Here is a 23,634-nt window from a genome sequence, read left to right on the forward strand (position 1 = left end):
CTGGACGCATGACGACGGGAACGGGACCGGACAGCGCCGCTGCCGCCGCGGCCATGAGCGTGGAGGAGCGCTGGGCCAGCTTCCACCGCTACGGGCCCCTGGGCCTGCTCGGCGTCTCCGTCGTCCTGTCCGCCGCGACGGCCGACGTCGTCGGCATGAACCGCCTCGACTTCTTCGTCTGCGTGCCGCTGTCGCTCGCCGCCCTGGCCCTCCAGCTGTGGTGGTACCGGGCGATGCGCACCAGGCCCGGCCGGACGCCGGTCAGCGTCGCGTACTTCTGGATCCGCTGGGCGCTCGCGTTCGTCCTCGCCCTGACCAATCCGTTCTTCTCGTTCTACGCGGCCGCCGCCTACTTCGACGTCGAGCGGCTGGTGCCGCGCCGGATGGTCCGGCCGGGCGTGTTCGCCGCGGTCGTCATCGTGGCCGGAGCCCAGTCCGGCGGGCTGCCGCCGCAGGGCGCCGTCGCCTGGGCCGTGTTCGGCGGGCTCCTCGCCGTCAACCTGACCCTCGCCGCGATCATGGGGCACCTCAACGCCAAGGAGAACGAGCGGGCCCTGATCCAGGCCGAGACGATCGCCGAGCTGGAACGCACGAACACCGCGCTCCAGCAGGCCCTCGACGAGAACGCCCAGCTGCACACCCAACTCCTGGTCCAGGCGCGGGAAGCGGGCGTCGCCGACGAACGCCGCCGGCTGGCCGCCGAGATCCACGACACCATCGCCCAGGGCCTGACCGGGATCATCGCCCAGCTCCAGGTCGTCGCCAACGCCCCCACCCCGGAGGCCGCCCGCGAGCACCTCGACCGCGCGTCCGGCCTCGCCCGGCACAGCCTCGGCGAGGCCCGCCGCTCCGTGCACAACCTCTCCCCGGCGGCGCTGGCCGACGCCTCTCTGCCCGAGGCGCTCAAGAAGACGGTCGCCGACTGGGCCGACCGCACCGGGGTACGCGCCGAGTTCACCCTCACCGGCGCCGCCGAGCCACTGCACGACGAGATCGAGGCGACCCTGCTGCGCATCGTCGAGGAGGCCCTGTCGAACGCGGCCCGGCACGCCCGCGCCACCCGTCTCGGCGTCACCCTGTCCTTCATGGCCGGCGAGGTCACCCTGGACGTCCGCGACGACGGCATCGGCTTCGACCCGCTCACCGTGTCCCATCGCACCGCCCGCACCGGCAGCGGCGGCTTCGGCCTCGACGGCATGCGGGCCCGGGCCGAGCGCATCGCGGGCGACCTGACGGTCGAGGCGGAGCCGGGCGGCGGCACGGCGATCTCGGCTCGCGTACCGTTGGTGCGCCATGACTGACCCAGTGATCACGCTCCTGATCGTCGACGACCACCCCGTGGTCCGCGACGGCCTGCGCGGCATGTTCGACTCCGCCGCCGGATTCCAGGTGCTCGGCGAGGCCGCGAACGGGGTCGAGGCCGTCGCCCGCGTCGCCGAACTCGACCCGGACGTCGTCCTGATGGACCTGCGCATGCCGGGCGGTGGCGGCGTCGACGCCATCCGGGAGCTGACCCGGCGCCGGGCCCGCGCCCACGTCCTCGTGCTCACCACGTACGACACGGACTCCGACACCCTGCCCGCGATCGAGGCGGGCGCCACCGGCTATCTGCTCAAGGACGCCCCGCGCGAGGAGCTGTTCACCGCGGTCCGCGGTGCCGCCGAGGGCCGCTCCGTGCTCTCCCCGGCGGTCGCCTCGCGCCTGGTCACCGCCGTGCGGACGCCCACCGCCCCCGCCGACGAGACACTCTCCTCGCGCGAGCGCGAGGTCCTGCTCCTGGTGTCCAGGGGCACCTCGAACAAGGAGATCGCGCGCGAGCTGTTCATCAGCGAGGCGACGGTGAAGACCCATCTCACGCACATCTACGCCAAGTTGGGCGTGAAGGACCGGGCGGCGGCGGTCGCGGTCGCGTACGACCGCAAGATCCTCGGCTAGCCGATCTGGTCCGGTGTGACCGTCACCCACCGCTTGTCGGCGGTGACTTTCTGGCCCAGCTCCTTCTGCCGCTTCACGCCGTCCGCCTTCATGGCGTCCAGCTCCTTCATGTAGCTGTCCTTGCGATTGACCCACACGCGGACCCCGCCGTGCGCCACGTCCACCGACCGGAACAGCATCGGACCGTCGCTCTTCGGCGTGTCCCCGGCGGCGAGAACCGGCTTCCGCCACGCGTCGACGTACGTGCTGATGGCCGCGGGCTTGCCCTCGTACCAGGTCGCCGGGGCCCACAGCGTCGGCGTCAACTCGCGCTTCTCCAGGGCCTTCTGGTCGAACGTACCGGCGGCGATCTCCTTGCGGGAGCTCGTCACGTCACCCGTCTTGCGGTCCTTCAGGAGCGCGGCGACACCGATGACGTTCTCCGGCTTCACGTCGTAGCCGTACTTCGGATCGGCCAGCACCATCCGTACGAGGTCCTCGCTCGCGGCGCTCACCACGTACACCTCGATGCCGTGCGAGCGCAGCGCGTGGTACAGCTCGCGCATCCCCTCGGAGAACTCCGGCGGCTCCGCGCCGCCCGGCAGCGGCTTGTCGTAGGCCAGCAGCTCGTCGACGTACCCCTTGAGCTGCTTCAGCGTGAACCCGGAGAAGATCTGCGCGGCCCACGGGTAGCAGACCTGGTCGTCGACCTCGCACAGCCGGTCGTAGTACTCGGTCAGCGTCTCCTTGTGCGCGGCCGTGTCCTTGAAGGGGATCACCTTCAGCGACGGGTCCATCGTGTCCCGCGTCAGGACGCCCTTCGTCTCCAGGAACGGCAGCAGCGACTCTTCGAGGTCGTTGCGGTACGTCGTGTTGTCCGCGTCGAAGGTGGCGTACGCGCCCTGGTCCGCGTGCGCCGCGATCACCCGGGCGAGCCGGGTGGCCTCCGGCCGCGGCCAGTGCTTCAGCTCGGCGGCCACGCTCCGCACGGCGGCGTCGTCACGGCCTGCCGCCGCGGTCGCGTCGGCGCCCGGCCACAGCACGGTCGTGGCGACAGCGGCGGCGACCGCGACGCCCACGGCACCGAACAGGAAGGGCTTCTTGCGCAGGGAGTCTCTCTTGGCGAGGTTCACGGCGGGCCACGGTAGGGCGGCCCCGGTCCCCGCGCCATGATCGAAGTCACCGCGCGTGACGGGCATGCACCTGACGGACACGGGTAGCGGCAAGCCCCGTGAGACCGCCCGGCGAGCTCCGCCCCGGCGCCGCATACTGGAAGGCATGAGCCCCGGCTCCCGCGAATTCGTCCGGGCCACGCCACGGCCCGGCGGGCCGATCGTCTCGGCGGTCGGCTACCGCACGCAGGGCATGCGCCCCGCGCTCCACCGTGGCCTGCCCTCCCCGTACCTCACGGTGATCTTCTCCCTCGACGGTCCCGTCGTCAGCGGCGGGACCCCCGAGCAGGCCACCGGCGCGGACGCGCACCGCACCGACATCGTCGTGGGCGGCCTGCACCAGCGTCCGGCGTTCATCGCGCAGCCCGCGCACGAGGCCGGCGTCCAGCTCGCCGTGCACCCGCTGGCGGCCCGCGCTGTCCTCGGCGTGCCGAGCGCGGAACTGACCGGGCACGTGGTCGTCGACGGGACGGACGTCCTGGGGCCCTCCGCCGCCCGGGTCCGCGAGGAACTGGCCGAATCCGCCGACTGGCGCGCACGGTTCGCCCGGCTGTCCGGCTACCTGACAGAGCGGGCCGGCGACCCGTTCGCGGGCGTACGGCCCGAGGTCGTCGAGGCCTGGACCTGGCTCGCCCGGCACCGCGGCGCGGGCACCCTGCCCGGCCTCGCGGCGCACGTCGCCCTGAGCGAGCGCCGCCTGACCACCCTCTTCCGCGCCGAGACCGGCCTGAGCCCCGGGCAGGCCGCCCGCCTCATGCGCTTCGGGCACGCGAAGGCCGCCGTGGTGCGTGCCGTCGCGGCCGGCGCCCCGCCGGACCTGTCCCGGGTCGCCGCCGAGCACGGCTACTGCGACCACTCCCACCTGGTAAGGGCGTTTCACCGGTACACGGGGCTGAGTCCGACCGGGTGGATCTCGGAGGAGTGCCGGAACATCCAAGCCGGCGGCCACCTCAACGGCGAAGAATCGACGTCATGAACGCCCACGAGAACACCCCGCGCGAACCGGCGATCTGGCCCTCCCTCCAGGCCGAGGACGCCCACGCCCTGATCGACTTCCTCGTGAACACCGTCGGCTTCCTGCGCACGGCCGTCTACGAGGACGGCGACCGCGTCGCCCACGCCCAGCTCGACTGGCCCGAGGGCGGCGGCATCATGATGGGCTCCCACAAGCCCGACGCCGATCCTGGCACCTGGTGCCTGAAGCCGGGCACGTTCGGCGCGTACGTCGTCACCGCCCAGGTCGACGAGCTGTACGCCCGGCTCGTCGACGCGGGCGTCAAGATCCTCCGCGAGATCGAGGACCAGCCGTACGGAAGCCGTGAGTTCGCCATCCTCGACCCTGAGGGCAACAAGTGGTCCTTCGGCACGTACCGGGGTGAGCCCCGGGCCTGACCGCCTTGGAGGCGCACGGAGTGTGCCTTTCAGGGGCGCGGGGAACTGCGCGACCAGCCCCCGCCCACCCGCGGCTAGGACCGGACCCGCAGCAGCAGAACGCTCCGCGCCCCCACGGTCACCACATCCTCCGCGGCATGCACGACCCCGGGCTCCGCACCCTGCGCCTCCAGACCCGTGTCCACCACCACCTCGTACGCCCGGGCCCACGGCTCACCCGGCAGCACGAAGCTCTCCGCACGGTCACCCGCGTGCAGGACGGCAAGGAAGCTGTCGTCCTCGACCGGCTCGCCCCGCGCGTCCCGGCCGGGTATGTCCCGCCCGGACAAGTACATGCCGAGCGTCGCCGCGGGCGCGTACCAGTCCCGCTCCGTCATCTCCGTACCGCGCGACGTGAACCAGGCCAGGTCGCGCAGCCCGTCCGCCGAGTGCGCGCGCCCGGAGAAGAACGCCCGCCGGCGCAGCACCGGATGCGCGTGCCGCAGCGCGATCAGCCGGGACGTCAGGTCGAACAGCGCCCGCCAGCCGGGATCGTCCAGGAGCCCCCAGTCGACCCAGCTGATCTCGTTGTCCTGGCAGTACGCGTTGTTGTTGCCGCGCTGGGTGCGCCCGAACTCGTCGCCCGCGACCAGCATCGGCACGCCCGTCGACAGCAGCAGTGTCGTCAGCAGATTCCTCAACTGCCGCCTGCGCAGGGCGAGTACGGCGGCATCGGCCGTCTCGCCCTCGGTGCCGCCGTTCCAGGACCGGTTGTCGTTCGAGCCGTCCCGGTTGCCCTCGCCGTTCGCCTCGTTGTGCTTGCGCTCGTAGCTCACCAGGTCGCGCAGCGTGAAACCGTCGTGCGCGGTGATGAAGTTGACCGACGCGTACGGCCGCCGCCCGCCCCACGCGTACAGGTCGCTCGATCCCGACAGGCGGTAGCCGAGGTCCCGTACGTCGGGGAGCGCACCGCGCCAGAAGTCCCGTACGGCATTGCGGTACCGGTCGTTCCACTCCGTCCACAGCGGCGGGAACGCGCCCACCTGGTACCCGCCGGAGCCCACGTCCCAGGGCTCGGCGATCAGCTTCACGCGGCGCAGCACCGGATCCTGCGCGATCACCGCGAGGAACGGGGACAGCATGTCGACGTCGTGCATCGAGCGGGCCAGGGCCGCCGCCAGGTCGAAGCGGAAACCGTCGACGCCCATCTCCGTCACCCAGTAGCGCAGCGAGTCGGTGATCAGGCGCAGCACGTGCGGCTGGACCACGTGCAGCGTGTTGCCGCAGCCCGTGTAGTCGGCGTAGCGGCGCGCGTCGCCCTGCAGCCGGTAGTAGCCGCGGTTGTCGATGCCCTTCAGGGACAGCATCGGGCCCAGCTCGCCCGCCTCCGCCGTGTGGTTGTAGACCACGTCGAGGATGACCTCGATCCCGGCGTCGTGCAGCGCCCGCACCATCCGCTTGAACTCGCCGACCTGCTGCCCGGCCGTGCCGGACGCCGCGTAGCCCGCGTGCGGGGCGAAGTAGCCGATCGAGTTGTAGCCCCAGTAGTTCCTCAGGCCCCTGCGCAGCAGATGGTCCTCGTGGGCGAACTGGTGCACCGGCAGCAGCTCCACCGCCGTCACCCCGAGCCGGGTGAGATGCTCGATCGCCGCGGGATGCGCGAGGCCCGCGTACGTCCCCCGCAACTCCTCGGGGACACCGGGATGCCGGCGGGTGAAGCCGCGCACATGGAGCTCGTAGATCACCGAGTCCGCCCACGGTGTCTTCGGGCGCCGGTCGTCGACCCATTCGTCGTCGGGCGCGTCGTCGTGGACCACGACGCCCTTCGGCACGTACGGCGCCGAGTCCCGGCTGTCGCGCACGGTGTCGGCCACGTGCTGCTCGGGCCAGTCCCGCACATGCCCGTACACCTCGGGCGGCAGCCGGAACTCGCCGTCCACGGCCCGCGCGTACGGGTCGAGCAGCAGCTTCGCCGGGTTCCAGCGGGCGCCGGTCCACGGGTCCCAGCGGCCGTGCACCCGGAAGCCGTAGCGCTGCCCGGGCAGCACGCCCGGCACGAAGCCGTGCCAGATCTCATGGGTCAACTCGGCCAGCGGCGCCCGGCGTTCACGCCCCTCCTCGTCGAACAGGCACAGTTCGACGGACTCGGCGCCCCCGGCCCACAGCGCGAAGTTCGTCCCCGCGACCCCGTCCGGGCCGACCCGGAACCGGGCGCCGAGCGGCACGGACGTCCCCGGCCACACGGGCGCGACCCGGGCAGCGGGCTCGCGCTCGCGGCCGTACGGCGCCGACGCGCGGGCCGGTGGCCGTCCGTTCCCCGTCCGTCCGGCCGGAACGCCGGCCTGCACTGCCTCCTGCTCGGGTGCGCTCGACACCTGACAGCCTCCCGCGGCTCCACGACCGATGGGCAGCAGGGCGCACGGCGTCCCGGCCGCGCTCCCTTGCGTCCCCCCTCCCTGTTCTGCCCAGAGCTCGGGTCGCACTCACGTTTCCCCAGCGGGGGGAGCGTCGTTGGCCTGACGTGAGAACAGCTGTGAGGCGCGCGCGGCGCGCAGGGGCGACACTGGCCGCCGTACTGACATGGGCAGGACTGGTCGGCGGGCTCGCCGGATGCGACTCGGGCGAGGTGTTCGGCAAGCCACGCTCGCCCGAGGACCTGATCCGGGTCACGCCGGACGACGCGAGCAAGGAAGTGAAGGCGGACGGACGGCTCCAGGTCGAGGTTCCCGAGGGGCGGCTCGAGTCGGTCAAGGTCGTCCGGATCCAGGACGCGCAGGAGGAGCGGGTGCCGGGGCGCCTGGAGGAGGACGGCACGCGCTGGCGGCCCACGGGCCCGGGCGCGGACCGGCTGACGCTCGCCGCGAAGTACACGGTCGACGCGGTCGCGGTCGACGACGCCGGCCGCCGCATGGCCCGCCACACCACCTTCACCACGTTCGTCCCCGACGAGCGCTTCATCGGCTACGTGACGCCCGAGAACCGCGCCACGGTCGGCACCGGCATGATCGTGAAGCTGGAGTTCAACCGGGAGATCGAGAACCGCGCCGCGGTCGAGCGCGCCGTCCGGGTCACGTCCCGGCCCGCGGTGAAGATCGCCCCGCACTGGTTCGGCAAGACGCGGCTCGACTTCCGCCCCGAGAAGTACTGGAAGCCGGGCACCAAGGTCACCGTCGGCCTCGGCCTGCGCGATGTGGAGGCGGCCCCCGGCGTCTACGGACTGCAGGACAAGTCGTTCTCCTTCACCGTCGGCCGCAGCCAGGTCAGCCTGGTCGACGCGGCGGCCCACACCATGGAGGTCCGCAGGAACGGCGAGCTGGTCGACACCCTGCCGATCACCGCGGGGGCGCCGCGCTCGACGACGTACAACGGGAAGATGGTCGTCACCGAGATGCTCGACGTCACCCGGATGAACAGCCGCACCGTCGGCTTCGGCGGCGAGTACGACATCCCCGACGTGCCGCACGCGATCCGGCTCACCGACTCCGGCACGTTCCTGCACGGCAATTACTGGTCGGGCGGTGTCTTCGGCTCCAGCAACGTCAGCCACGGCTGTGTCGGTCTGCGCGACGTGAAGGGCGGCAGTTCGCTCACGCCGGCGGGCTGGTTCTTCGACCGCACGCTGATCGGCGACGTCGTCGAGGTCAGGAACAGCGCTGACAAGAAAGTGGCTCCTGACAACGGCCTCGGGGGCTGGAACATGGACTGGAAGGAGTGGCGGGCCGGCGCCGCGGCGGGCTGACCCCCCGGGAGCCGCGGAAAGGGGGCTGCCGCGCGGGCGTTGGGACCGAACGGTGACATTAGCGGGGATCCGTTTTCCCAGGTCGTGCGGTTAATCTTTCGCAGTGCGCGCGCAGACGCGCAGGGGTGCGGGCCTTGGACCGAGGCCGTGCGAGGGGAGAAGAACATCTTGAACGGGCGACGACCGATATCGGCGGCTCTGCTGGGGGCGGCTCTGCTGCTGGTCACCGCGTGCGGTGGCGGGGGCACCGACTCGGGTCACGACGGCAAGGGGAAATCCGGCAAGGCGGCCGAGGCGAACAAGCCGTCGCAGGCCGTCGTGACCGTCGCGCCGAAGGACGGCGCCGACGACGTCGCCACCAGCGGGGCCCTCAAGGTCACCGCGGACAAAGGCAAGTTGACCGAGGTGAAGGTCGCCGACTCCAAGGGCAACGCGGTCGAGGGCGAGATCACCGGCGGCAGCAGCTGGACCCCCGCCCACCACCTGGCCGCGGCCACCAAGTACAAGGTGCACGCGGTCGCGAAGGACGCGGACGGCCGGGAGTCGGCCAAGGACACCACCTTCACCACGCTCACTCCGAAGAACACCTTCATCGGTACGTTCACACCGGAGGACGGTTCCAAGGTCGGCGTCGGCATGCCGTTCTCGGTCCGCTTCACCCGGGGCATCACGCACCCCGAGGACGTCGAGAAGGCGATCACGGTCACGACCGAGCCCTCCGTCCCGGTCGAGGGCCACTGGTTCGGCAACGACCGCCTGGACTTCCGCCCCGAGGAGTACTGGGCGTCCGGCACCAAGGTCACGGTCAAGCTGAACCTCGACGGCGTCGAGGGCCGGCCCGGTGTCTACGGCAAGCAGGTCCGCACGGTGAAGTTCACCATCGGCCGCAGCCAGGTCTCCACGGTCGACGCGAAGACGCACACGATGACGGTCAAGCGGGACGGCAAGACCCTCAAGAAGATCCCGATCACGACGGGCAAGCCGGGCTACGAGACCTGGGACGGCCAGATGGTCATCAGCGAGAAGCTCGCGGTGACCCGGATGAACGGCGAGACGGTCGGCTACGGCGGCGAGTACGACATCAAGGACGTCCCGCACGCCATGCGCCTGACCACCTCCGGCACGTTCATCCACGGCAACTACTGGGGCGGCGACGCCTTCGGCAACTACAACGCCAGCCACGGCTGCGTGGGCCTGCGCGACGTCCGCGGCGGCTACGACAGCAAGGTCCCGGCGGCCTGGTTCTTCAACCAGTCGATGATCGGCGACGTGGTGATCGTCAAGAACACCCACGACAAGACGGTGGCCCCGGACAACGGGTTCAACGGCTGGAACATGTCCTGGGCGGACTGGAAGAAGTAGGGCGACAGCCGCGCGGGTGTGAACGCCCGCTAACGTGCGGGGCATGACCGTACACCTGGAAATCGCCGACGGGGTGGGCACGATCCGCCTCGACCGCCCCCCGATGAACGCCCTCGACATCGCCGCCCAGGACCGCATCAGGGAACTGGCGGCAGAGGCCACGGCCCGTACCGACGTACGGGCCGTGGTCGTCCGCGGCAGCGAGAAGGTCTTCGCGGCCGGTGCGGACATCAAGGAGATGCAGGCCATGGACCACGCGGCCATGGTGGTCCGGTCCCGCGCGCTCCAGGACTCGTTCAGCGCGGTCGCCCGCATCCCCAAGCCGGTCGTCGCCGCCGTCACGGGCTACGCCCTGGGCGGCGGCTGCGAGTTGGCGCTGTGCGCCGACTTCCGCATCGCCGCCGACAACGCCAGGCTCGGCCAGCCGGAGATCCTGCTCGGCCTGATCCCCGGCGCGGGCGGCACCCAGCGCCTGGCCCGGCTGGTCGGCCCCTCCAAGGCCAAGGACCTGATCTTCACCGGCCGGCACGTGAAGGCCGACGAGGCGCTCACCATCGGCCTGGTGGACCGGGTCGTCCCGGCCGACGAGGTCTTCTCGGCGGCCCACGCCTGGGCGGCGAAGCTGGCCCAGGGCCCGGCGATCGCGCTGCGCGCCGCGAAGGAGTCGATCGACGCCGGTCTGGAGACGGACCTGGAGACGGGGCTCGCCATCGAGCGCAACTGGTTCGCGGGTCTGTTCGCGACCGAGGACCGGGAGACCGGAATGCGCAGCTTTGTGGAGGAGGGTCCGGGCAAGGCGAAGTTCGCCTGAGGGGCCCTCAGATGGCGCGGTCAACTCCCTTGTCACTGAGTCGAGTTGATCGCGTCCCCCATTGGGGCACATTATCCTGGCCTTAAGAGAACCTTAAACAAACCTTGCCCGTGACGATCACGATCCGGTCGCGCACGGTAAGTCATCGCAGGTCAGGCGGTGCGCGCCGGACCCTTAACTGCCGGCGGCATATGCCAAACCGGCCCTCCGGAATGAGGCGTTCCGGGGGGCTTATTCAGCCGGAACGGCCCCACGGCCGCCTTTGTGCAGCCATCATGGGGGCATGGCGGGGCTTGAGGGTGTGGAACATCCACGGCGGCACGGGAGTGCGACCGCGGCGCGCTGGTCTCCCGCGGTCGAGGACGAATACGCGCTGAGGGCGCTGGAGTTGTTCGGGAATCCGACCGAGGCGGAGGTACCGCTGCCGTCGCGTCCCGAATCGGCGGCGACCGCCCGGCGGCTGGCCCAGGTGGTCGTCCTGCGGCACTGGGGACTGTCCCCGAAGATGACCGAGGACGCGGTCCTGCTCGTCTCCGAGCTCGTCGGCAACGCGGTGCGGCACACCGGTGCCCGTGTCTTCGGGCTGCGCATGCTGCGCCGCCGCGGCTGGATCCGCGTGGAGGTGCGCGATCCGTCCCGCGGCCTGCCGTGCCTGATGCCCGTGCAGGACTTCGACGTCTCCGGGCGGGGCCTCTTCCTCGTCGACAGGCTCTCCGACCGCTGGGGCGTCGACCTGCTGCCGCGCGGCAAGACGACCTGGTTCGAGATGCGGGTCGCCGACCGCTGACCCCCCGCGCGGACCCCGGACGCACGAAAGCCCCCGTTTTCGCCGTCGTGCGGCGCCGCGGGGGCTTTCGTGTGATGCGCCGCGAACAGTGGGGGGTGTAGTCCGCGGCGTCTGACGACGACCTGGCCCGGGTCAATGGGGGTCGTGCCACCGATCATGGCAGACAAGGTCACCCAGGGCCAAATGAATCATTGGTGATGTGGGCCACGGGGCTGGTAAATGAAGAATGAATACACCCGGCATCCAGTAATCCTTAAGGCCCCCGGGTCGGTAAGAGGCTTTTGTCGGTGATCCCCCTTAAATGGGCGGGTGACCAAGGCAGAACCGATCCGACGCCGCTCGGCCCTGCGCGTCGGCGCCGGGCTCACCGCCGCCCTCGCCACCGGCTGCGCCGCCGACCAGCAGACGGCCACCCCCGCACCGGCCGCCCACCCTGCATCCCCCCGGCCCGCCCACCCGGCATCCCCCCGGCCCGCCCACCCTGCATCCCCCCGCCCCGCGCGAGCCGCCCCCGCACCCCGCCGGCTGCCCGGTCTGCCCGCCCAGATCGCCCACGGCCCGCGCACCGGCGACCGCGTCGCCCTCACCTTCCACGGCCAGGGCGACCCGGCCATCGCGAACGCGGTCCTGAAGGAAGCCGAGCGGGCCGACGCCCACGTCACCGTGCTCGCCGTCGGCACCTGGCTCGACGCACACCCGGCCGTCGCCCGGCGCATCCTCGACGGCGGCCACGACCTGGGCAACCACACCCTCCACCACATCGACATCAACACCCTGTCCGAGGCGGACGCCTACGCCGAGATCACCGGCTGCGCCGACCGCATCCGCCGCCTCACCGGCTCCATCGGCACCTGGTTCCGGCCCTCGCGCACCCAGACGGCGACCCCGCTCGTCACCCGCCTCGCCCAGCGCGCGGGCTACCCGCACCTGCTGTCGTACGACGTCGACTCGCTGGACTTCACCTCGCCGGGCGCGAGCGCCGTCGTCGAGAACGTCACCTCGGCCGTACGGCCCGGCTCGGTCGTCAGCCTGCACTTCGGATACGCGGACACGATCGCCGCCCTGCCGCCCCTCCTGGACCACCTCGACCGCCGTGGCCTGACCGCGGTGACCTGCACGGAGCTGCTCACGTGAACATCAACTCCCGCCGCACCGGTGTCCTCCTCGCGGCCGCCGGCACCGTCGTCCTCGCCGCGCTCACGGGCTGCGGAGCCGAGCGGGCCGAGATCGCCAAGCCGGTCCGGCCCGCCGTGCCGAAGCAGCAGGCCGTGTACGGGCTGCCCGGCATGCCGCCCGTCCTCGACCCGAAGGACGTCTACGCCGCCGACCGCCCGAACAAGCTCTCACCGGTGGTCAAGGACTTCCCGTCCCGCGTCTACGTCCCCAACACCGAGTCCGACACGGTCAGCGTCATCGACCCGAAGACGTTCGAGGTCATCGAGACCATCCCCGTCGGCCGCGAGCCCCAGCACGTCGTCCCCTCCTGGGACATGAAGACGCTGTGGGTCAACAACGACAAGGGCAACAGCCTCACCCCCATCGACCCGAAGACCGGCAAGGCCGGAAAGACGGTCGACGTGCACGACCCGTACAACCTCTACTTCACGCCCGACGGCAAGCACGCCGTCGTCATGGCCTCGCTCGACCGCGAACTGGTCTTCCGCGACCCGCACACCATGAAGGTCCAGCACACCGAGCCGGTCAGCTGCTACGGCGTCAACCACGCCGACTTCTCCCTCGACGGCCGCTACTTCATCGTCAGCTGCGAGTTCAGCGGCGAACTCCTCAAGGTCGACACGGCGAAGATGAAGGTCGTCGGACAGCAGAAACTCCCCTTCGAGGGAGCCATGCCGCAGGACGTGAAGATGTCGCCCGACGGCAAGAAGTTCTACGTCGCCGACATGATGGCCAACGGCATGTGGATCCTCGACGGCGACACCTTCTCCAAGCCGAAGCTGCTGCCCACCGGCAAAGGCACCCACGGCCTCTACGTCGGCCGCGACTCCAAGGAGATGTACGTCTCCAACCGCGGCGAGGGCACCGTCTCCGTCTTCGACTTCGCCCAGGACAAGGTGACGAAGAAGTGGAAGCTGCCCCAGGGCGGCAGCCCCGACATGGGCGGCGTCTCGGCGGACGGCAACACGCTGTGGCTGTCCGGCCGGTACGACTCCGAGGTCTACGCCATCGACACCCGCACCGGTGTCCAGATCGCCCGCATCCCGGTGGGCCGGGGCCCGCACGGCCTCGCCGTGTACCCGCAGCCGGGGCGCTACTCCCTGGGGCACACCGGAATCTTCCGGTAGGAGCGGCCCCGCTACTCGGCCATCTTCAGCATCAGCGCTTCGGAGCCGGCCGCCCGATACCCCGCCGCCTGGAACACCCGCACGCTGCGCGCGTTGCCCGGCGACTGCTGGGCCCAGACGAACCCGTCCGGGACCACGTGCCGGGCCGCGCGCGCCAGCTGGCGGCCGAGCCCACGGTGACGTGCCGCCTCGTCCACCTCCAGGGACGCCTCCCAGCGCCCGCCGAGCCCCCGGCCGAGGGCCAGCACCCCGCCGTCCGTCTCCCACACCCGCACGTCGTCCCGGTGCGCGAGCGCCCGGACGACCCGGGGGTGCGCGCGGTCGTGGATCTCGCGCAGCGCGAGCGGAGGCGGCCCCGCCAGCGCCGGAGCCACCGTCACCAGGTCGATCGTCTCGTGCGTGCGTCCCGTACGGTCCATGAACGCCGTCAGGAACCGGGCGTTCATCGGCGCCGAGAACGGATCGCAGTCCACCGCCGCGAGCGTCTCGCGCACCCACGCCGCCGGCTCGTCCGTGACCACCACCGTGTGCGCCGTGAACGCGAGGATCCCGGCGTCCCGCTCGTTCGTCTGCGGGACGACCGTCAGGGTCCCGTCGGGCGCGGGGAAGACACCCTTGGCCGCCGCGTCCAGAATGTCGCGCAGATTCACTTCGGCTCCTGACTTGAGTCTCCACCCACTGGAAGGCCCAGACTCCCAGACATGATCGACGACGGCCCGCCGCTGCTCACGATCGGACAGCTGGCCCGCCGCACCGGACTCACGGTGCGCACCATCCGCTACTGGTCCGACGAAGGTGTCCTGCACCCCGTGACCCGTAGCGACGGCGGCTACCGACTGTACGACGCGGAGTCCGTCGCCCGCCTGGAACTGATCCGCACGCTGCGCGAGTTGGGCCTCGGCCTGGACGACGTACGCAAGGTGCTGGGTGGCGAGCGGGACATCGCGTCCGTGGCCGCCGCCCACGTGCGGGCCCTCGACGCGCAGATGCGCGCGCTGCGGCTGAACCGGGCGGTGCTGTCGACGGTCGCGAAGCGCAACTCGACCACCGAGGAGATGGCCCTCATGAACAGGCTGGCGCGGCTCTCCGCCACCGAACGCAAGCACATCATCGACGACTTCATGGAGCAGACGTTCGGCGGCCTGGACGCCGCCGACCCCGACATCCGCAACCGGCTGCGGGTCATGGTCCCCGATCTGCCCGACGACCCGTCGAGCCGGCAGGTCGATGCCTGGGTGGAACTGGCCGAACTGATGCAGGACCGGGCGTTCCGGGCCCATATGCGCAAGATGTCCGAGTTCAACGCGGCGGACCGGGGCCCCGACGTGCCGCCCGGCAGCTCCCTGTGGTTCATGAGCCGGCTCGTGCAGCTCGCCGGGGAGGCCCGGCAGCGCGGCGTCGAGCCCGGATCGGGCGAGGCGGGCGAGGTGCTGCGGGGCCTGCTCGGCGACGCCGACCTGGCCGACGTCCTGGAACGCCTGGAGGCCGCGGCCAACGACGACGTCGCCAGATTCCGCGACCTGGTGTCCCTGGTGCGGGGTCTCGACCCGCTGCCGCGTCACAACGAGGAGTTCGCCTGGGTACTCGCCGCACTGCGCGCACGGCTCGCCAGCTAATCTGACCCCCGTCAACACAGCAGTAAGCAAAACGAGGGGTGGTCCCGGTGGCGGACATCGAGGAAGCACGCAAGGCGTTCGATCGGTTCGACGCGGACGGCGACGGCTTCATCACGGCGGCCGAGTACAAGAGCGCCATGGCGCAGATGGGCGACTTCAACGTCACCGAGTCGGTGGCCGAGGTCCTCATCGCCCGGCAGGACGCCAACGGGGACAAGGTCCTCTCCTTCGACGAGTTCTGGGCCAACCTCAACAAGGCCTGAGCCGGGAACCGAACCCCGTCCGCCGGGGCGGGAGCCGTCCGCTCCCGCCCCGGCGGACGCATGCCGGGCCTCTGGCGCCTGCTCACATCGCGTGGGCCGCGGCCCGGTTCACCGCGGACAGCACCGCCCCCACGGAGGCGGTCAGCACCGAGGTGTCCCGGGCCGCGCCCCACGCGTGGACGTCGCCGACCCGGCAGAGGACATAGGCCGCGGCCTCGCTGTCCGGGCCCGCGGCCAGGCCGTGCTGGGTGAAGGACTCGATGCCGACGTCGAGACCGGCGCCGCGCAGCGCGTCCGTGAACGCGGCCAGCGGGCCGTTGCCCTTGCCGGCCAGCTCCCGCACCGCGCCGTCGATCTCGGCCGTGCAGGCGAAGCGGTGCACGGCGCCGTCCTGCCGGGTCGTCCAGTCGACGAGGCGGACCGGCCCGGTGACGTCCAGATAGGTCGTGCGGAACAGCTCGTACAACTCCTCCGCGCTCGCCTCCCGGCCACTGTCGTCGGTGGCCTCCTGCGCGACGCGCGCGTACTCCGGGCGCATCTCCCGCGGCAGATCGATGCCGTGGTGCTCCTTGAGCAGATACGCCATCCCACCCTTGCCCGACTGGGAGTTGACGCGGATCACGGCCTCGTACGTGCGCCCGACGTCCGCCGGGTCGATCGGCAGGTACGGCACCTCCCACAACTCCTGCGGATGCTCCGCCCGGTGGGCCAGGCCCTTGCTGATGGCGTCCTGGTGCGTCCCGGAGAAGGCGGTGTACACGAGGTCGCCGCCGTAAGGGTGGCGCGGGTGCACCGGGAGGCGGTTGCAGTGCTCGACCGTCTCGCGCACCGCGTCGATGTCCGAGAAGTCGATCATCGGGTCGACGCCCTGCGCGTACAGGTTCAGAGCGAGGGTGACCAGGTCGACGTTGCCGGTGCGCTCGCCGTTGCCGAACAGGCAGCCCTCCACGCGCTGGGCGCCGGCCAGGACCGCGAGTTCGGCACAGGCGACGCCGGTGCCGCGGTCGTTGTGCGGGTGGACGGAGAGGACGACCGACTCGCGGCGCTCCAGGTTCCGGTGGACGTACTCGATCTGGTCCGCGTAGATGTTGGGCGTCGCGATCTCCACCGTGGCGGGCAGATTGTGGGTGACCGGGCGGTCCGGGCTCGCGTCCCGACGTACGGCACGCCGAGCGCGACCACGGAGACGCCGCGCACGCGGAACTGGTGGAGGCCGTCGCCGCGGGGGACGCGGAGCGGGCGGGGCGGGCGGCGCGGGAGGAGCTGACGGCGATCCAGCGGAAGCTGACCGCACCGGCGCCGGCGCCGGCCGAAGACTGACGCGAAGCCCGCGTCACTCTTTGAGCCGACCCGAGGAATAGCCCGCGCACCCCGGAGGTTCGTACTCCATGCACATGCATGAATCTCTCGCGAAGGGCATGACATGAAGATCGGCATCATCGGCGCGGGCAACATCGGCGGCAACCTCACCCGGCGCTTCACCGCCGTCGGCCACGACGTCCACGTGGCCAACTCGCGCGGACCGCAGACCCTCACCGCGCTCGCCGAGGAGACCGGCGCCACGCCCGCCACCATCGAGGACGCCGTGCGCGACGCGCAGGTCGTGGTCGTCACCGTCCCGCTCAAGGCCGTCCCGAACCTCCCCGACGGCTTCCTGGACGCGGCCGCCGCTGACGTCACGGTCATCGACACCGGCAACTACTACCCGCAGCAGCGCGACGGGAAGATCGCCGAGATCGAGGAAGGCCTGACCGAGAGCCGCTGGACCGAGCGCCAGATCGGCCACCAGGTCGTCAAGGTCTTCAACGGCACCTACGCCCAGGACATCCTCGACAAGCCCCGCCCGGCCGGCGACCCGGCGCGCGTCGCCCTGCCGATCGCGAGCGACGACGCCGCGGCCAAGCAGGTCGTCACCGCACTCCTCGACGAGATCGGCTTCGACGCCGTCGACGCGGGCGGCCAGGACGACTCGTGGCGCCAGCAGCCCGGCACCCCGGTCTACGGCCTCGCCTCCGACGCCACCGCCGTCCGCAAGGCCCTGGAGGCGGCCTCCCCGGAGCGCACCCCGGACTGGCGCGCCTGACCCGCACCGCGTCGACTCCCGTCAGGGCGTGGCCCATTCACGCAGCGCCGTCTTGGTCGTGAAGCGGGCCACGTTCTTGTCGAGGGGACGGTCGGTGTACTGGTGGACGGTCCAGTCGGCCTTGATGCGCGGCTTGCCCGCCGTCACGTAGTCGGCGATCCAGAGGCCGTCGCCGGCGTACGAGGTCGTATCCCGATTGAGCCAGAAATCGCGGTTGCAGTACAACATGACCCGGTGGTTCGGCCGCAGCCGCTTCACCTCCCGGATGAACTTGTCCTTCTCCGCGTTGCTCGCCCGCGACCCGTCCCCGGTCGTCTCCCAGTCGACGGCCAGCAGATCACCGGCCTTCTCGGGGGCCTTGCTCACGAAGTACTCGGCCTGCGCCGTGAGGTTCCCCGGCCACAGGAAGTGGTAGAACCCGACGACGCAGCCGCCGTCGCGGGCCAGTCTGGTCTGCGCGGCCAGCCGCGGATTGACGTAACTGCGGCCCTCCGTCGCCTTGATGAGGACGAATGACAGGCCGTCCGTGTCGAACGTGGTCTGGTACGCGCTGACGTCGATACCGCGGATCATGCGGGCCTCCTGGTCGGTGGGGGCGACGAGATCGGCATACCCATCGTCGACGACCGGGCACCGCCGGCCCGTCATCTTCTCCGGCAGGCCAGAAGCCCGCCGTTTGCCCACCCGCAGTCTTGGAACACGCTTTACACAGAGGTACGCAACTACCGCGGCCCGCTGAGCTGTCTGAAAGGGAGTCGGAACAGGGAGAGTCGGCCCCGTCAGGGGCGCGCGGGGTGACGGAGAGAGCGGGGCAGTTCGTGGGACGGCGCAAGGGTGGCGGCATAGGGGTCGCGCTGGTGACGGTGCTGGCGCTGGCGGGCGTGAGCGCCTGCGGCGGGAGCGGCAGCAGCGACAAGGCGGGCGGGGACGACGGAAAGGCGTCGGGGAAGCCGAGCGCGAGCGCGTCGCCGTCGCCGACGAAGCCCAAGGGGCCGCCGATGCTCCTGGAGACGATCATGCCGCAGACCGGCACCACGGTCGGCGTGGCCATGCCGGTCTCGGTGGTCTTCACCGACCCGGTGGCCGCCAAGGCGCGCGCCTCCGTGGAGAAGCACATGAAGGTGAGCACCTCGCAGCCGGTCGAGGGCGCCTGGCACTGGTTCGGCGACAAGCGCGCCGACTGGCGTCCGAAGGAGTACTGGCCCTCCGGTACGCAGGTGAAGGTCGTCGCCGACATGGAGGGCGTCAGCAACGGCAACGGCCGCTACGGCGTGCACAGTTACACCCACACCTTCAAGGTCGGTGACGATGTGCGCGCCGACGTGTCCGTCACCGGACACACCATGAAGGTCACCAAGAACGGCTCGACGGTGCGCACCCTGTCGATCAACGCGGGCAGTGCCGAGTACCCCACGTGGAACGGCACGATGGCCGTCATCGACAAGCAGAAGGAGGTCCACATGACCTCCTGCAGCGTCGGCATCAGCTGTGACAAGGGCAGCGCCAACTACTACGACCTGACGCTGCCCTGGGACGTCCACCTCACCCAGTCCGGCACCTACGTCCACTACTCCACCGGCGACCCGAACCCGGGCAGCGGCAGCGCCCGCGGTTCCCACGGCTGCGTGCATCTGTCCATGTCGGACGCCAAGTGGTTCTACGACCAGGTCAAGCAGGGCGACCCGGTGACCATCTCCGGCTCCCCGCGCGCGAAGGCCCCGGCCGACAACGGCTACGCGGCCTTCAACCTGAGCTGGGACCAGTGGCTGTCGGGGAGCGCCTCGGGGGAGGGGACGAGCGCGGCCCTGTGAGGCCGCGCCCGGCCGTCAGCACTCGATGATGTTGACGGCGAGCCCGCCCCGCGCCGTCTCCTTGTACTTGACGCTCATGTCCGCGCCGGTGTCCTTCATGGTCTTGATGACCTTGTCGAGGGACACCTTGTGGGAGCCGTCGCCGCGCATCGCCATCTTCGCGGCGGTGACGGCCTTCACGGCGGCCATGCCGTTGCGCTCGATGCAGGGGATCTGGACGAGGCCGCCGACCGGATCGCAGGTCAGACCCAGGTTGTGCTCCATGCCGATCTCCGCCGCGTTCTCCACCTGCTCGGGGGAGCCGCCGAGGACCTCGGCGAGGGCGCCCGCCGCCATCGAGCAGGCCGAGCCGACCTCGCCCTGGCAGCCGACCTCGGCGCCGGAGATCGAGGCGTTCTCCTTGAAGAGCATGCCGATCGCCCCGGCGGAGAGGAGGAAGCGGACCACGCCCTCCTCGTCGGCCCCGGGCACGAAGTTGACGTAGTAGTGCAGGACCGCGGGGATGATGCCGGCCGCGCCGTTCGTCGGCGCGGTGACCACGCGGCCGCCCGCCGCGTTCTCCTCGTTCACCGCCATCGCGTAGAGGGTGATCCACTCCATGGCGTGGGCCAGCGGCTCGCCCTCGGCGCGCAGCTTGCGGGCCGAGCCGGCGGCGCGGCGGCGGACCTTGAGGCCGCCGGGCAGGATGCCCTCGCGGGACATGCCGCGCGACACGCACGCCTGCATCACGCGCCACAGCTCCAGCAGACCGGAGCGGATCTCGTCCTCGGTGCGCCAGGCCTTCTCGTTCTCCAGCATCAGCGCCGGAATGGACAGGCCGGTCTCGCGGGTGAGGCGGAGCAGCTCGTCGCCGGTGCGGAAGGGGTACTTGAGGACGGTGTCGTCGGGCACGATCGGGTTCTCGCCGGCCACGGCGTCCTCGTCGACGACGAAGCCGCCGCCCACCGAGTAGTACGTCTTCGAGAGCAGCTCGGTGCCCTCGGTGTCGTACGCCCACAGGGTCATGCCGTTGGCGTGGTAGGGCAGGGTCTCGCGGCGGTGCAGGATCAGGTCGTCGTCGAAGGAGAAGGCGATGTCGTGCACGCCGAGCAGACTGATCCGGCCCGATTCCTTGATCGTCTCCACCCGCTCGTCGGCGCGCTCGACGTCGACGGTGCGCGGGGACTCGCCCTCCAGGCCGAGCAGGACCGCCTTCGGGGTGCCGTGCCCGTGGCCGGTCGCGCCCAGCGAGCCGTACAGCTCGGCGCGTATCGAGGCGGTGTGGGCCAGCAGGCCCTCGTTCTTCAGGCGGCGCGCGAACATCCGCGCCGCGCGCATGGGGCCGACCGTGTGGGAGCTGGACGGGCCGATGCCGATCGAGAACAGGTCGAAGACCGAGATGGCCACGGTGGAACTCCAATGGTGGTTGGTAGACGCCGTTGTCTGCCGGGTCGTGCGGAACGTTCAGGAACACGGGCGGGGCACCGTGCGCGCTGGATGCTTCTGGTTCCAGTGTGCGCGGTGCCCCGGAAGTGTGTACGTACGCAAGGGTACGTAACTGCCTCTAAACCCTTACAGGCCGGGGTACAGCGGGTGCTTCTCGGCCAGAGCGGTCACCCGGGCCTTGAGGGCGGCCGCGTCGTAGGCCGGCTTGAGGGCCTCGGCGATCACGTCGGCGACCTCGCGGAAGTCCTCGGCGTCGAAGCCGCGGGTGGCGAGGGCCGGGGTGCCGATGCGCAGGCCGGAGGTGACCATCGGCGGGCGCGGGTCGTTCGGGACCGCGTTGCGGTTGACCGTGATGCCGACCTCGTGGAGGCGGTCCTCGGCCTGCTGGCCGTCGAGCTCGGAGTCGCGCAGGTCGACGAGGACCAGGTGCACGTCCGTGCCGCCGGAGAGCACGTTCACGCCGTTCGCGCGGGCGTCCTCGGAGGTCAGACGCTCGGCGAGGATGCGGGCACCCTCGACCGTGCGCTGCTGGCGCTCCTTGAAGTCCTCGCTCGCCGCGATCTTGAAGGAGACCGCCTTGGCGGCGATCACGTGCTCCAGGGGGCCGCCCTGGAAGCCCGGGAAGACCGAGGAGTTCAGCTTCTTCGCGAAGTCCTTCTTGGCGAGGATGATGCCGCCGCGCGGACCGCCGAGCGTCTTGTGCGTCGTGGACGTGACGACGTCGGCGTGCGGGACCGGGTTCGGGTGCAGGCCCGCGGCCACGAGGCCCGCGAAGTGCGCCATGTCGACCCACAGGTACGCCTCGACCTCGTCGGCGATGCGACGGAACTCGGCGAAGTCCAGCTGGCGCGGGTACGCCGACCAGCCCGCGATGATCACCTTGGGGCGGTGCTCCTTGGCGAGCGCCTCGACCTCGGCCATGTCGACCAGGCCGTTGTCGTCCACGTGGTACGGGACCACGTTGAACTGCTTGCCGGAGAAGTTCAGGCGCATGCCGTGCGTGAGGTGACCGCCGTGCGCCAGGTCCAGGCCGAGGATCGTGTCGCCCGGCGTGGCCAGCGCGAACAGGGCGGCCTGGTTCGCGGAGGCGCCCGAGTGGGGCTGCACGTTGGCGTACTCGGCGCCGAACAGCTCCTTGACCCGGTCGATCGCGATCTGCTCGGTGACGTCGACGTGCTCGCAGCCGCCGTAGTAGCGGCGGCCGGGGTAGCCCTCGGCGTACTTGTTGGTGAGGACCGAGCCCTGGGCCTCCATGACGGCGACCGGCGCGAAGTTCTCCGACGCGATCATTTCCAGCGTCGACTGCTGGCGGTGCAGCTCGGCGTCGACGGCCTTGGCCACGTCCGGGTCGAGCTCGTGCAGGGACTCGTTCAGTACGGACTTGTCGGACATCTTCGGTCAGCTCCCGGAGAACTCGGTGTACTCGTCGGCGGTGAGCAGGTCCTTCGGCTCCTCGGCGATCCGGACCTTGAACAGCCAGCCGCCCTCGAAGGGGGCCGAGTTCACCAGGGACGGGTCGTCGACGACGTCCTGGTTGGTCTCGGTGACCTCGCCGGACACGGGGGAGTACAGGTCGGAGACCGACTTGGTGGACTCCAGCTCGCCGCAGGTCTCGCCCGCGGTGATGGTGTCGCCGACCTCGGGGAGCTGGACGAACACGATGTCACCGAGCGCGTTGGCCGCGTGCTCCGTGATGCCGACCGTGGCGACGCCGTCCTCGACGGCCGACAGCCACTCGTGCTCCTTGCTGTAACGCAGCTGCTGGGGGTTGCTCATGATGCGAATTCTCCTGTACGCGGGACGGTGCTGGTGACAGTGGGGTGAGCGCTACGGGGTGGCGCGGGTTACTTCTGGCGCTTGTAGAACGGCAGCGCGACGACCTCGTAGGGCTCGTGCGTACCGCGGATGTCCACGCCGACACCCGCCGTGCCCGGCGCGGCGTGCCCGGCGTCGACGTAGGCCATGGCGATCGGCTTGCCGAGCGTCGGGGACGGGGCGCCGGAGGTGACCTCGCCGATCACCCGGCCGTCGTGGACGACCGGCATGCCCGCGCGCGGGACCCGGCGCCCCGCGGCGACCAGGCCGACGAGCTTGCGGGGCGGGGCGGTCTCGGCGCGCTCGGCGGCGGCCGTCAGCGCCTCGCGGCCCACGAAGTCGCCCTCCTTCTCGAACTTCACGACCCGGCCGAGGCCCGCGTCGAACGGCGTCAGCCCGGTGGTCAGCTCGTGCCCGTACAGCGGCATGCCCGCCTCCAGGCGCAGCGTGTCGCGGCAGGACAGGCCGCACGGGACGATGCCGTACTCCGCGCCCGCCTCGGTCAGCGCCTGCCACAGCTTCTCGGCGTCGGCGGGGGCGACGAACAGCTCGAAGCCGTCCTCGCCGGTGTAGCCGGTGCGCGCGATGAGCGCCTCGACACCGGCGACGGTGCCGGGCAGACCCGCGTAGTACTTCAGTCCGTCCAGGTCGGCGTCCGTGACGGACTTCACGATGGCGGGGGAGTGCGGGCCCTGCACGGCGATCAGCGCGTACGCGTCCCGGTCGTCGCGGACCTCGGCGTCGAACCCGGCGGCGCGCTCGGTCAGGGCGTCGAGGACGGTCTGCGCGTTGCCCGCGTTCGCGACGACCATGTACTCGGTCTCGGCGAGGCGGTAGACGATCAGGTCGTCGAGGATCCCGCCGTCCGCGCGGCAGATCATGGTGTAGCGGGCGCGGCCGACGCCGACCGTGGCGATGTTGCCCACGAGGGAGAAGTTCAGGAACGCGGCCGCGTCCGGCCCGGTGACCGTGATCTCGCCCATGTGGGACAGGTCGAAGAGCCCGGCCTTCGTACGCACCGCGTTGTGCTCGTCGCGCTCGCTGGCGTAGCGCAGCGGCATGTCCCAGCCGGCGAAGTCGGTCATCGTGGCGCCCAGCGAGCGATGCAGGGCGTCGAGGGCGGTGGTACGGGTCATGGCTGGTGCTCCCGGGCGTGACGGCG

General features: G+C 71.1%; 22 protein-coding genes and 1 pseudogene. 14 read left to right on the top strand and 9 right to left on the bottom strand.

Features of this window, described 5'->3' with window-relative positions; all coding sequences use genetic code 11:
* Positions 1 to 8 precede the first annotated feature (8 nt).
* Both ACVHNB_RS07365 and ACVHNB_RS07370 read left to right on the top strand, forming a co-directional pair.
* Positions 9 to 1,301, top strand: a complete 1,293-nt coding sequence (locus tag ACVHNB_RS07365; protein ID WP_456227650.1) for a sensor histidine kinase — start codon at positions 9 to 11, stop codon at positions 1,299 to 1,301.
* A complete protein-coding gene (locus tag ACVHNB_RS07370; protein WP_428952207.1) occupies positions 1,294 to 1,935 on the top strand; it encodes a response regulator in 642 nt (213 codons plus the stop codon). The genes ACVHNB_RS07365 and ACVHNB_RS07370 overlap by 8 nt, the downstream gene beginning before the upstream one ends.
* Here ACVHNB_RS07370 and ACVHNB_RS07375 read toward each other — a convergent pair.
* Positions 1,932 to 3,047: a haloacid dehalogenase-like hydrolase gene (locus ACVHNB_RS07375; RefSeq protein WP_456227651.1), complete on the bottom strand. Its 1,116-nt coding sequence runs from the start codon at positions 3,045 to 3,047 to the stop codon at positions 1,932 to 1,934. The two genes, ACVHNB_RS07370 and ACVHNB_RS07375, sit on opposite strands and share 4 nt — an antisense overlap.
* A gap of 145 nt (positions 3,048 to 3,192) precedes the next feature.
* Between ACVHNB_RS07375 and ACVHNB_RS07380 the strand changes: the two genes are divergently transcribed.
* Together ACVHNB_RS07380 and ACVHNB_RS07385 are read left to right on the top strand one after the other, a co-directional pair.
* On the top strand, positions 3,193 to 4,062 hold the full coding sequence (locus ACVHNB_RS07380; RefSeq protein WP_428952205.1) for a helix-turn-helix domain-containing protein: 870 nt from the start codon (positions 3,193 to 3,195) through the stop codon (positions 4,060 to 4,062).
* Entirely contained in the window at positions 4,059 to 4,478 is a 420-nt protein-coding gene (locus ACVHNB_RS07385) for a VOC family protein (RefSeq protein WP_456227652.1), read from the top strand. The genes ACVHNB_RS07380 and ACVHNB_RS07385 overlap by 4 nt, the downstream gene beginning before the upstream one ends.
* Before the next feature lie 74 nt (positions 4,479 to 4,552).
* Here ACVHNB_RS07385 and glgX read toward each other — a convergent pair whose 3' ends face one another.
* Positions 4,553 to 6,832, bottom strand: a complete 2,280-nt coding sequence (gene glgX, locus ACVHNB_RS07390; protein WP_456227653.1) for a glycogen debranching protein GlgX — start codon at positions 6,830 to 6,832, stop codon at positions 4,553 to 4,555.
* A gap of 146 nt (positions 6,833 to 6,978) precedes the next feature.
* Between glgX and ACVHNB_RS07395 the strand changes: the two genes are divergently transcribed.
* The 6 genes from ACVHNB_RS07395 to ACVHNB_RS07420 all read left to right on the top strand — a co-directional run bounded on the left by ACVHNB_RS07395 (position 6,979) and on the right by ACVHNB_RS07420 (position 13,459).
* Positions 6,979 to 8,196: a L,D-transpeptidase gene (locus ACVHNB_RS07395; RefSeq protein WP_428952202.1), complete on the top strand. Its 1,218-nt coding sequence runs from the start codon at positions 6,979 to 6,981 to the stop codon at positions 8,194 to 8,196.
* Positions 8,197 to 8,364: 168 nt separating this feature from the next.
* Complete coding sequence (locus ACVHNB_RS07400) at positions 8,365 to 9,558, top strand: L,D-transpeptidase (RefSeq protein WP_428952201.1); 1,194 nt, start codon at positions 8,365 to 8,367, stop codon at positions 9,556 to 9,558.
* Between the two features lie 43 nt (positions 9,559 to 9,601).
* On the top strand, positions 9,602 to 10,369 hold the full coding sequence (locus ACVHNB_RS07405; protein WP_428952200.1) for an enoyl-CoA hydratase/isomerase family protein: 768 nt from the start codon (positions 9,602 to 9,604) through the stop codon (positions 10,367 to 10,369).
* 283 nt (positions 10,370 to 10,652) lie between these two features.
* On the top strand, positions 10,653 to 11,156 hold the full coding sequence (locus tag ACVHNB_RS07410; protein WP_428952199.1) for an ATP-binding protein: 504 nt from the start codon (positions 10,653 to 10,655) through the stop codon (positions 11,154 to 11,156).
* 309 nt (positions 11,157 to 11,465) lie between these two features.
* Positions 11,466 to 12,290, top strand: a complete 825-nt coding sequence (locus ACVHNB_RS07415; RefSeq protein WP_456227654.1) for a polysaccharide deacetylase family protein — start codon at positions 11,466 to 11,468, stop codon at positions 12,288 to 12,290.
* Positions 12,287 to 13,459 (top strand): YVTN family beta-propeller repeat protein, encoded by a 1,173-nt coding sequence (locus ACVHNB_RS07420; protein WP_428952197.1) that lies wholly within the window; start codon positions 12,287 to 12,289, stop codon positions 13,457 to 13,459. The genes ACVHNB_RS07415 and ACVHNB_RS07420 overlap by 4 nt, the downstream gene beginning before the upstream one ends.
* 11 nt (positions 13,460 to 13,470) lie before the next feature.
* Here the strand turns inward: ACVHNB_RS07420 and ACVHNB_RS07425 are convergent, their stop codons facing one another.
* A complete protein-coding gene (locus ACVHNB_RS07425; protein ID WP_428952196.1) occupies positions 13,471 to 14,109 on the bottom strand; it encodes a GNAT family N-acetyltransferase in 639 nt (212 codons plus the stop codon).
* 51 nt (positions 14,110 to 14,160) lie between these two features.
* On the opposite strand from ACVHNB_RS07425, the gene ACVHNB_RS07430 reads away from it, so the two are divergent.
* Together ACVHNB_RS07430 and ACVHNB_RS07435 are read left to right on the top strand one after the other, a co-directional pair.
* On the top strand, positions 14,161 to 15,075 hold the full coding sequence (locus ACVHNB_RS07430; RefSeq protein ID WP_456227655.1) for a helix-turn-helix domain-containing protein: 915 nt from the start codon (positions 14,161 to 14,163) through the stop codon (positions 15,073 to 15,075).
* Between the two features lie 47 nt (positions 15,076 to 15,122).
* A complete protein-coding gene (locus tag ACVHNB_RS07435) occupies positions 15,123 to 15,338 on the top strand; it encodes an EF-hand domain-containing protein (RefSeq protein WP_456227656.1) in 216 nt (71 codons plus the stop codon).
* 82 nt (positions 15,339 to 15,420) lie between these two features.
* Here the strand turns inward: ACVHNB_RS07435 and ACVHNB_RS07440 are convergent.
* Positions 15,421 to 16,491 (bottom strand): annotated as a pseudogene (locus ACVHNB_RS07440) (2-isopropylmalate synthase); the annotation flags it as partial.
* 270 nt (positions 16,492 to 16,761) lie between these two features.
* On the opposite strand from ACVHNB_RS07440, the gene ACVHNB_RS07445 reads away from it, so the two are divergent.
* Positions 16,762 to 17,421 (top strand): NADPH-dependent F420 reductase, encoded by a 660-nt coding sequence (locus tag ACVHNB_RS07445; protein WP_456227657.1) that lies wholly within the window; start codon positions 16,762 to 16,764, stop codon positions 17,419 to 17,421.
* Positions 17,422 to 17,442: 21 nt separating this feature from the next.
* Here the strand turns inward: ACVHNB_RS07445 and ACVHNB_RS07450 are convergent, their stop codons facing one another.
* Positions 17,443 to 17,994, bottom strand: a complete 552-nt coding sequence (locus tag ACVHNB_RS07450) for a glycoside hydrolase family 25 protein (protein WP_456228848.1) — start codon at positions 17,992 to 17,994, stop codon at positions 17,443 to 17,445.
* Between the two features lie 245 nt (positions 17,995 to 18,239).
* Between ACVHNB_RS07450 and ACVHNB_RS07455 the strand changes: the two genes are divergently transcribed.
* Positions 18,240 to 19,232, top strand: coding sequence for a L,D-transpeptidase (locus ACVHNB_RS07455; protein ID WP_428957540.1), 993 nt, complete (start codon positions 18,240 to 18,242; stop codon positions 19,230 to 19,232).
* Positions 19,233 to 19,247: 15 nt separating this feature from the next.
* Here ACVHNB_RS07455 and ACVHNB_RS07460 read toward each other — a convergent pair whose 3' ends face one another.
* The 4 genes from ACVHNB_RS07460 to gcvT form a co-directional block, all read right to left on the bottom strand.
* The gene (locus ACVHNB_RS07460; protein ID WP_428952192.1) at positions 19,248 to 20,618 is read right to left on the bottom strand and encodes an L-serine ammonia-lyase; all 1,371 of its coding nucleotides are present in this window, start codon (positions 20,616 to 20,618) and stop codon (positions 19,248 to 19,250) included.
* A 165-nt stretch (positions 20,619 to 20,783) separates the two neighbouring features.
* The gene (gene glyA, locus ACVHNB_RS07465; RefSeq protein ID WP_428952191.1) at positions 20,784 to 22,049 is read right to left on the bottom strand and encodes a serine hydroxymethyltransferase; all 1,266 of its coding nucleotides are present in this window, start codon (positions 22,047 to 22,049) and stop codon (positions 20,784 to 20,786) included.
* 6 nt (positions 22,050 to 22,055) lie between these two features.
* Positions 22,056 to 22,433 (bottom strand): glycine cleavage system protein GcvH, encoded by a 378-nt coding sequence (gcvH, locus tag ACVHNB_RS07470; RefSeq protein WP_428952190.1) that lies wholly within the window; start codon positions 22,431 to 22,433, stop codon positions 22,056 to 22,058.
* A gap of 68 nt (positions 22,434 to 22,501) precedes the next feature.
* Positions 22,502 to 23,608: a glycine cleavage system aminomethyltransferase GcvT gene (gene gcvT / locus ACVHNB_RS07475; protein WP_428952189.1), complete on the bottom strand. Its 1,107-nt coding sequence runs from the start codon at positions 23,606 to 23,608 to the stop codon at positions 22,502 to 22,504.
* Between the last annotated feature and the right edge of the window lie 26 nt (positions 23,609 to 23,634).

It is taken from the genome of Streptomyces sp. YJ-C3, from assembly GCF_053891275.1.

Coding starts and splice junctions, on each gene's coding strand:
- ACVHNB_RS07450 (WP_456228848.1), bottom strand. CDS start 17,994: ATGATCCGCGGTATCGACGTCAGCGCGTACCAGACCACGTTCGACACG.
- ACVHNB_RS07405 (WP_428952200.1), top strand. CDS start 9,602: ATGACCGTACACCTGGAAATCGCCGACGGGGTGGGCACGATCCGCCTC.
- ACVHNB_RS07370 (WP_428952207.1), top strand. CDS start 1,294: ATGACTGACCCAGTGATCACGCTCCTGATCGTCGACGACCACCCCGTG.
- ACVHNB_RS07385 (WP_456227652.1), top strand. CDS start 4,059: ATGAACGCCCACGAGAACACCCCGCGCGAACCGGCGATCTGGCCCTCC.
- ACVHNB_RS07410 (WP_428952199.1), top strand. CDS start 10,653: ATGGCGGGGCTTGAGGGTGTGGAACATCCACGGCGGCACGGGAGTGCG.
- ACVHNB_RS07380 (WP_428952205.1), top strand. CDS start 3,193: ATGAGCCCCGGCTCCCGCGAATTCGTCCGGGCCACGCCACGGCCCGGC.
- gcvH (WP_428952190.1), bottom strand. CDS start 22,433: ATGAGCAACCCCCAGCAGCTGCGTTACAGCAAGGAGCACGAGTGGCTG.
- ACVHNB_RS07445 (WP_456227657.1), top strand. CDS start 16,762: ATGAAGATCGGCATCATCGGCGCGGGCAACATCGGCGGCAACCTCACC.
- glyA (WP_428952191.1), bottom strand. CDS start 22,049: ATGTCCGACAAGTCCGTACTGAACGAGTCCCTGCACGAGCTCGACCCG.
- gcvT (WP_428952189.1), bottom strand. CDS start 23,608: ATGACCCGTACCACCGCCCTCGACGCCCTGCATCGCTCGCTGGGCGCC.
- ACVHNB_RS07430 (WP_456227655.1), top strand. CDS start 14,161: ATGATCGACGACGGCCCGCCGCTGCTCACGATCGGACAGCTGGCCCGC.
- ACVHNB_RS07365 (WP_456227650.1), top strand. CDS start 9: ATGACGACGGGAACGGGACCGGACAGCGCCGCTGCCGCCGCGGCCATG.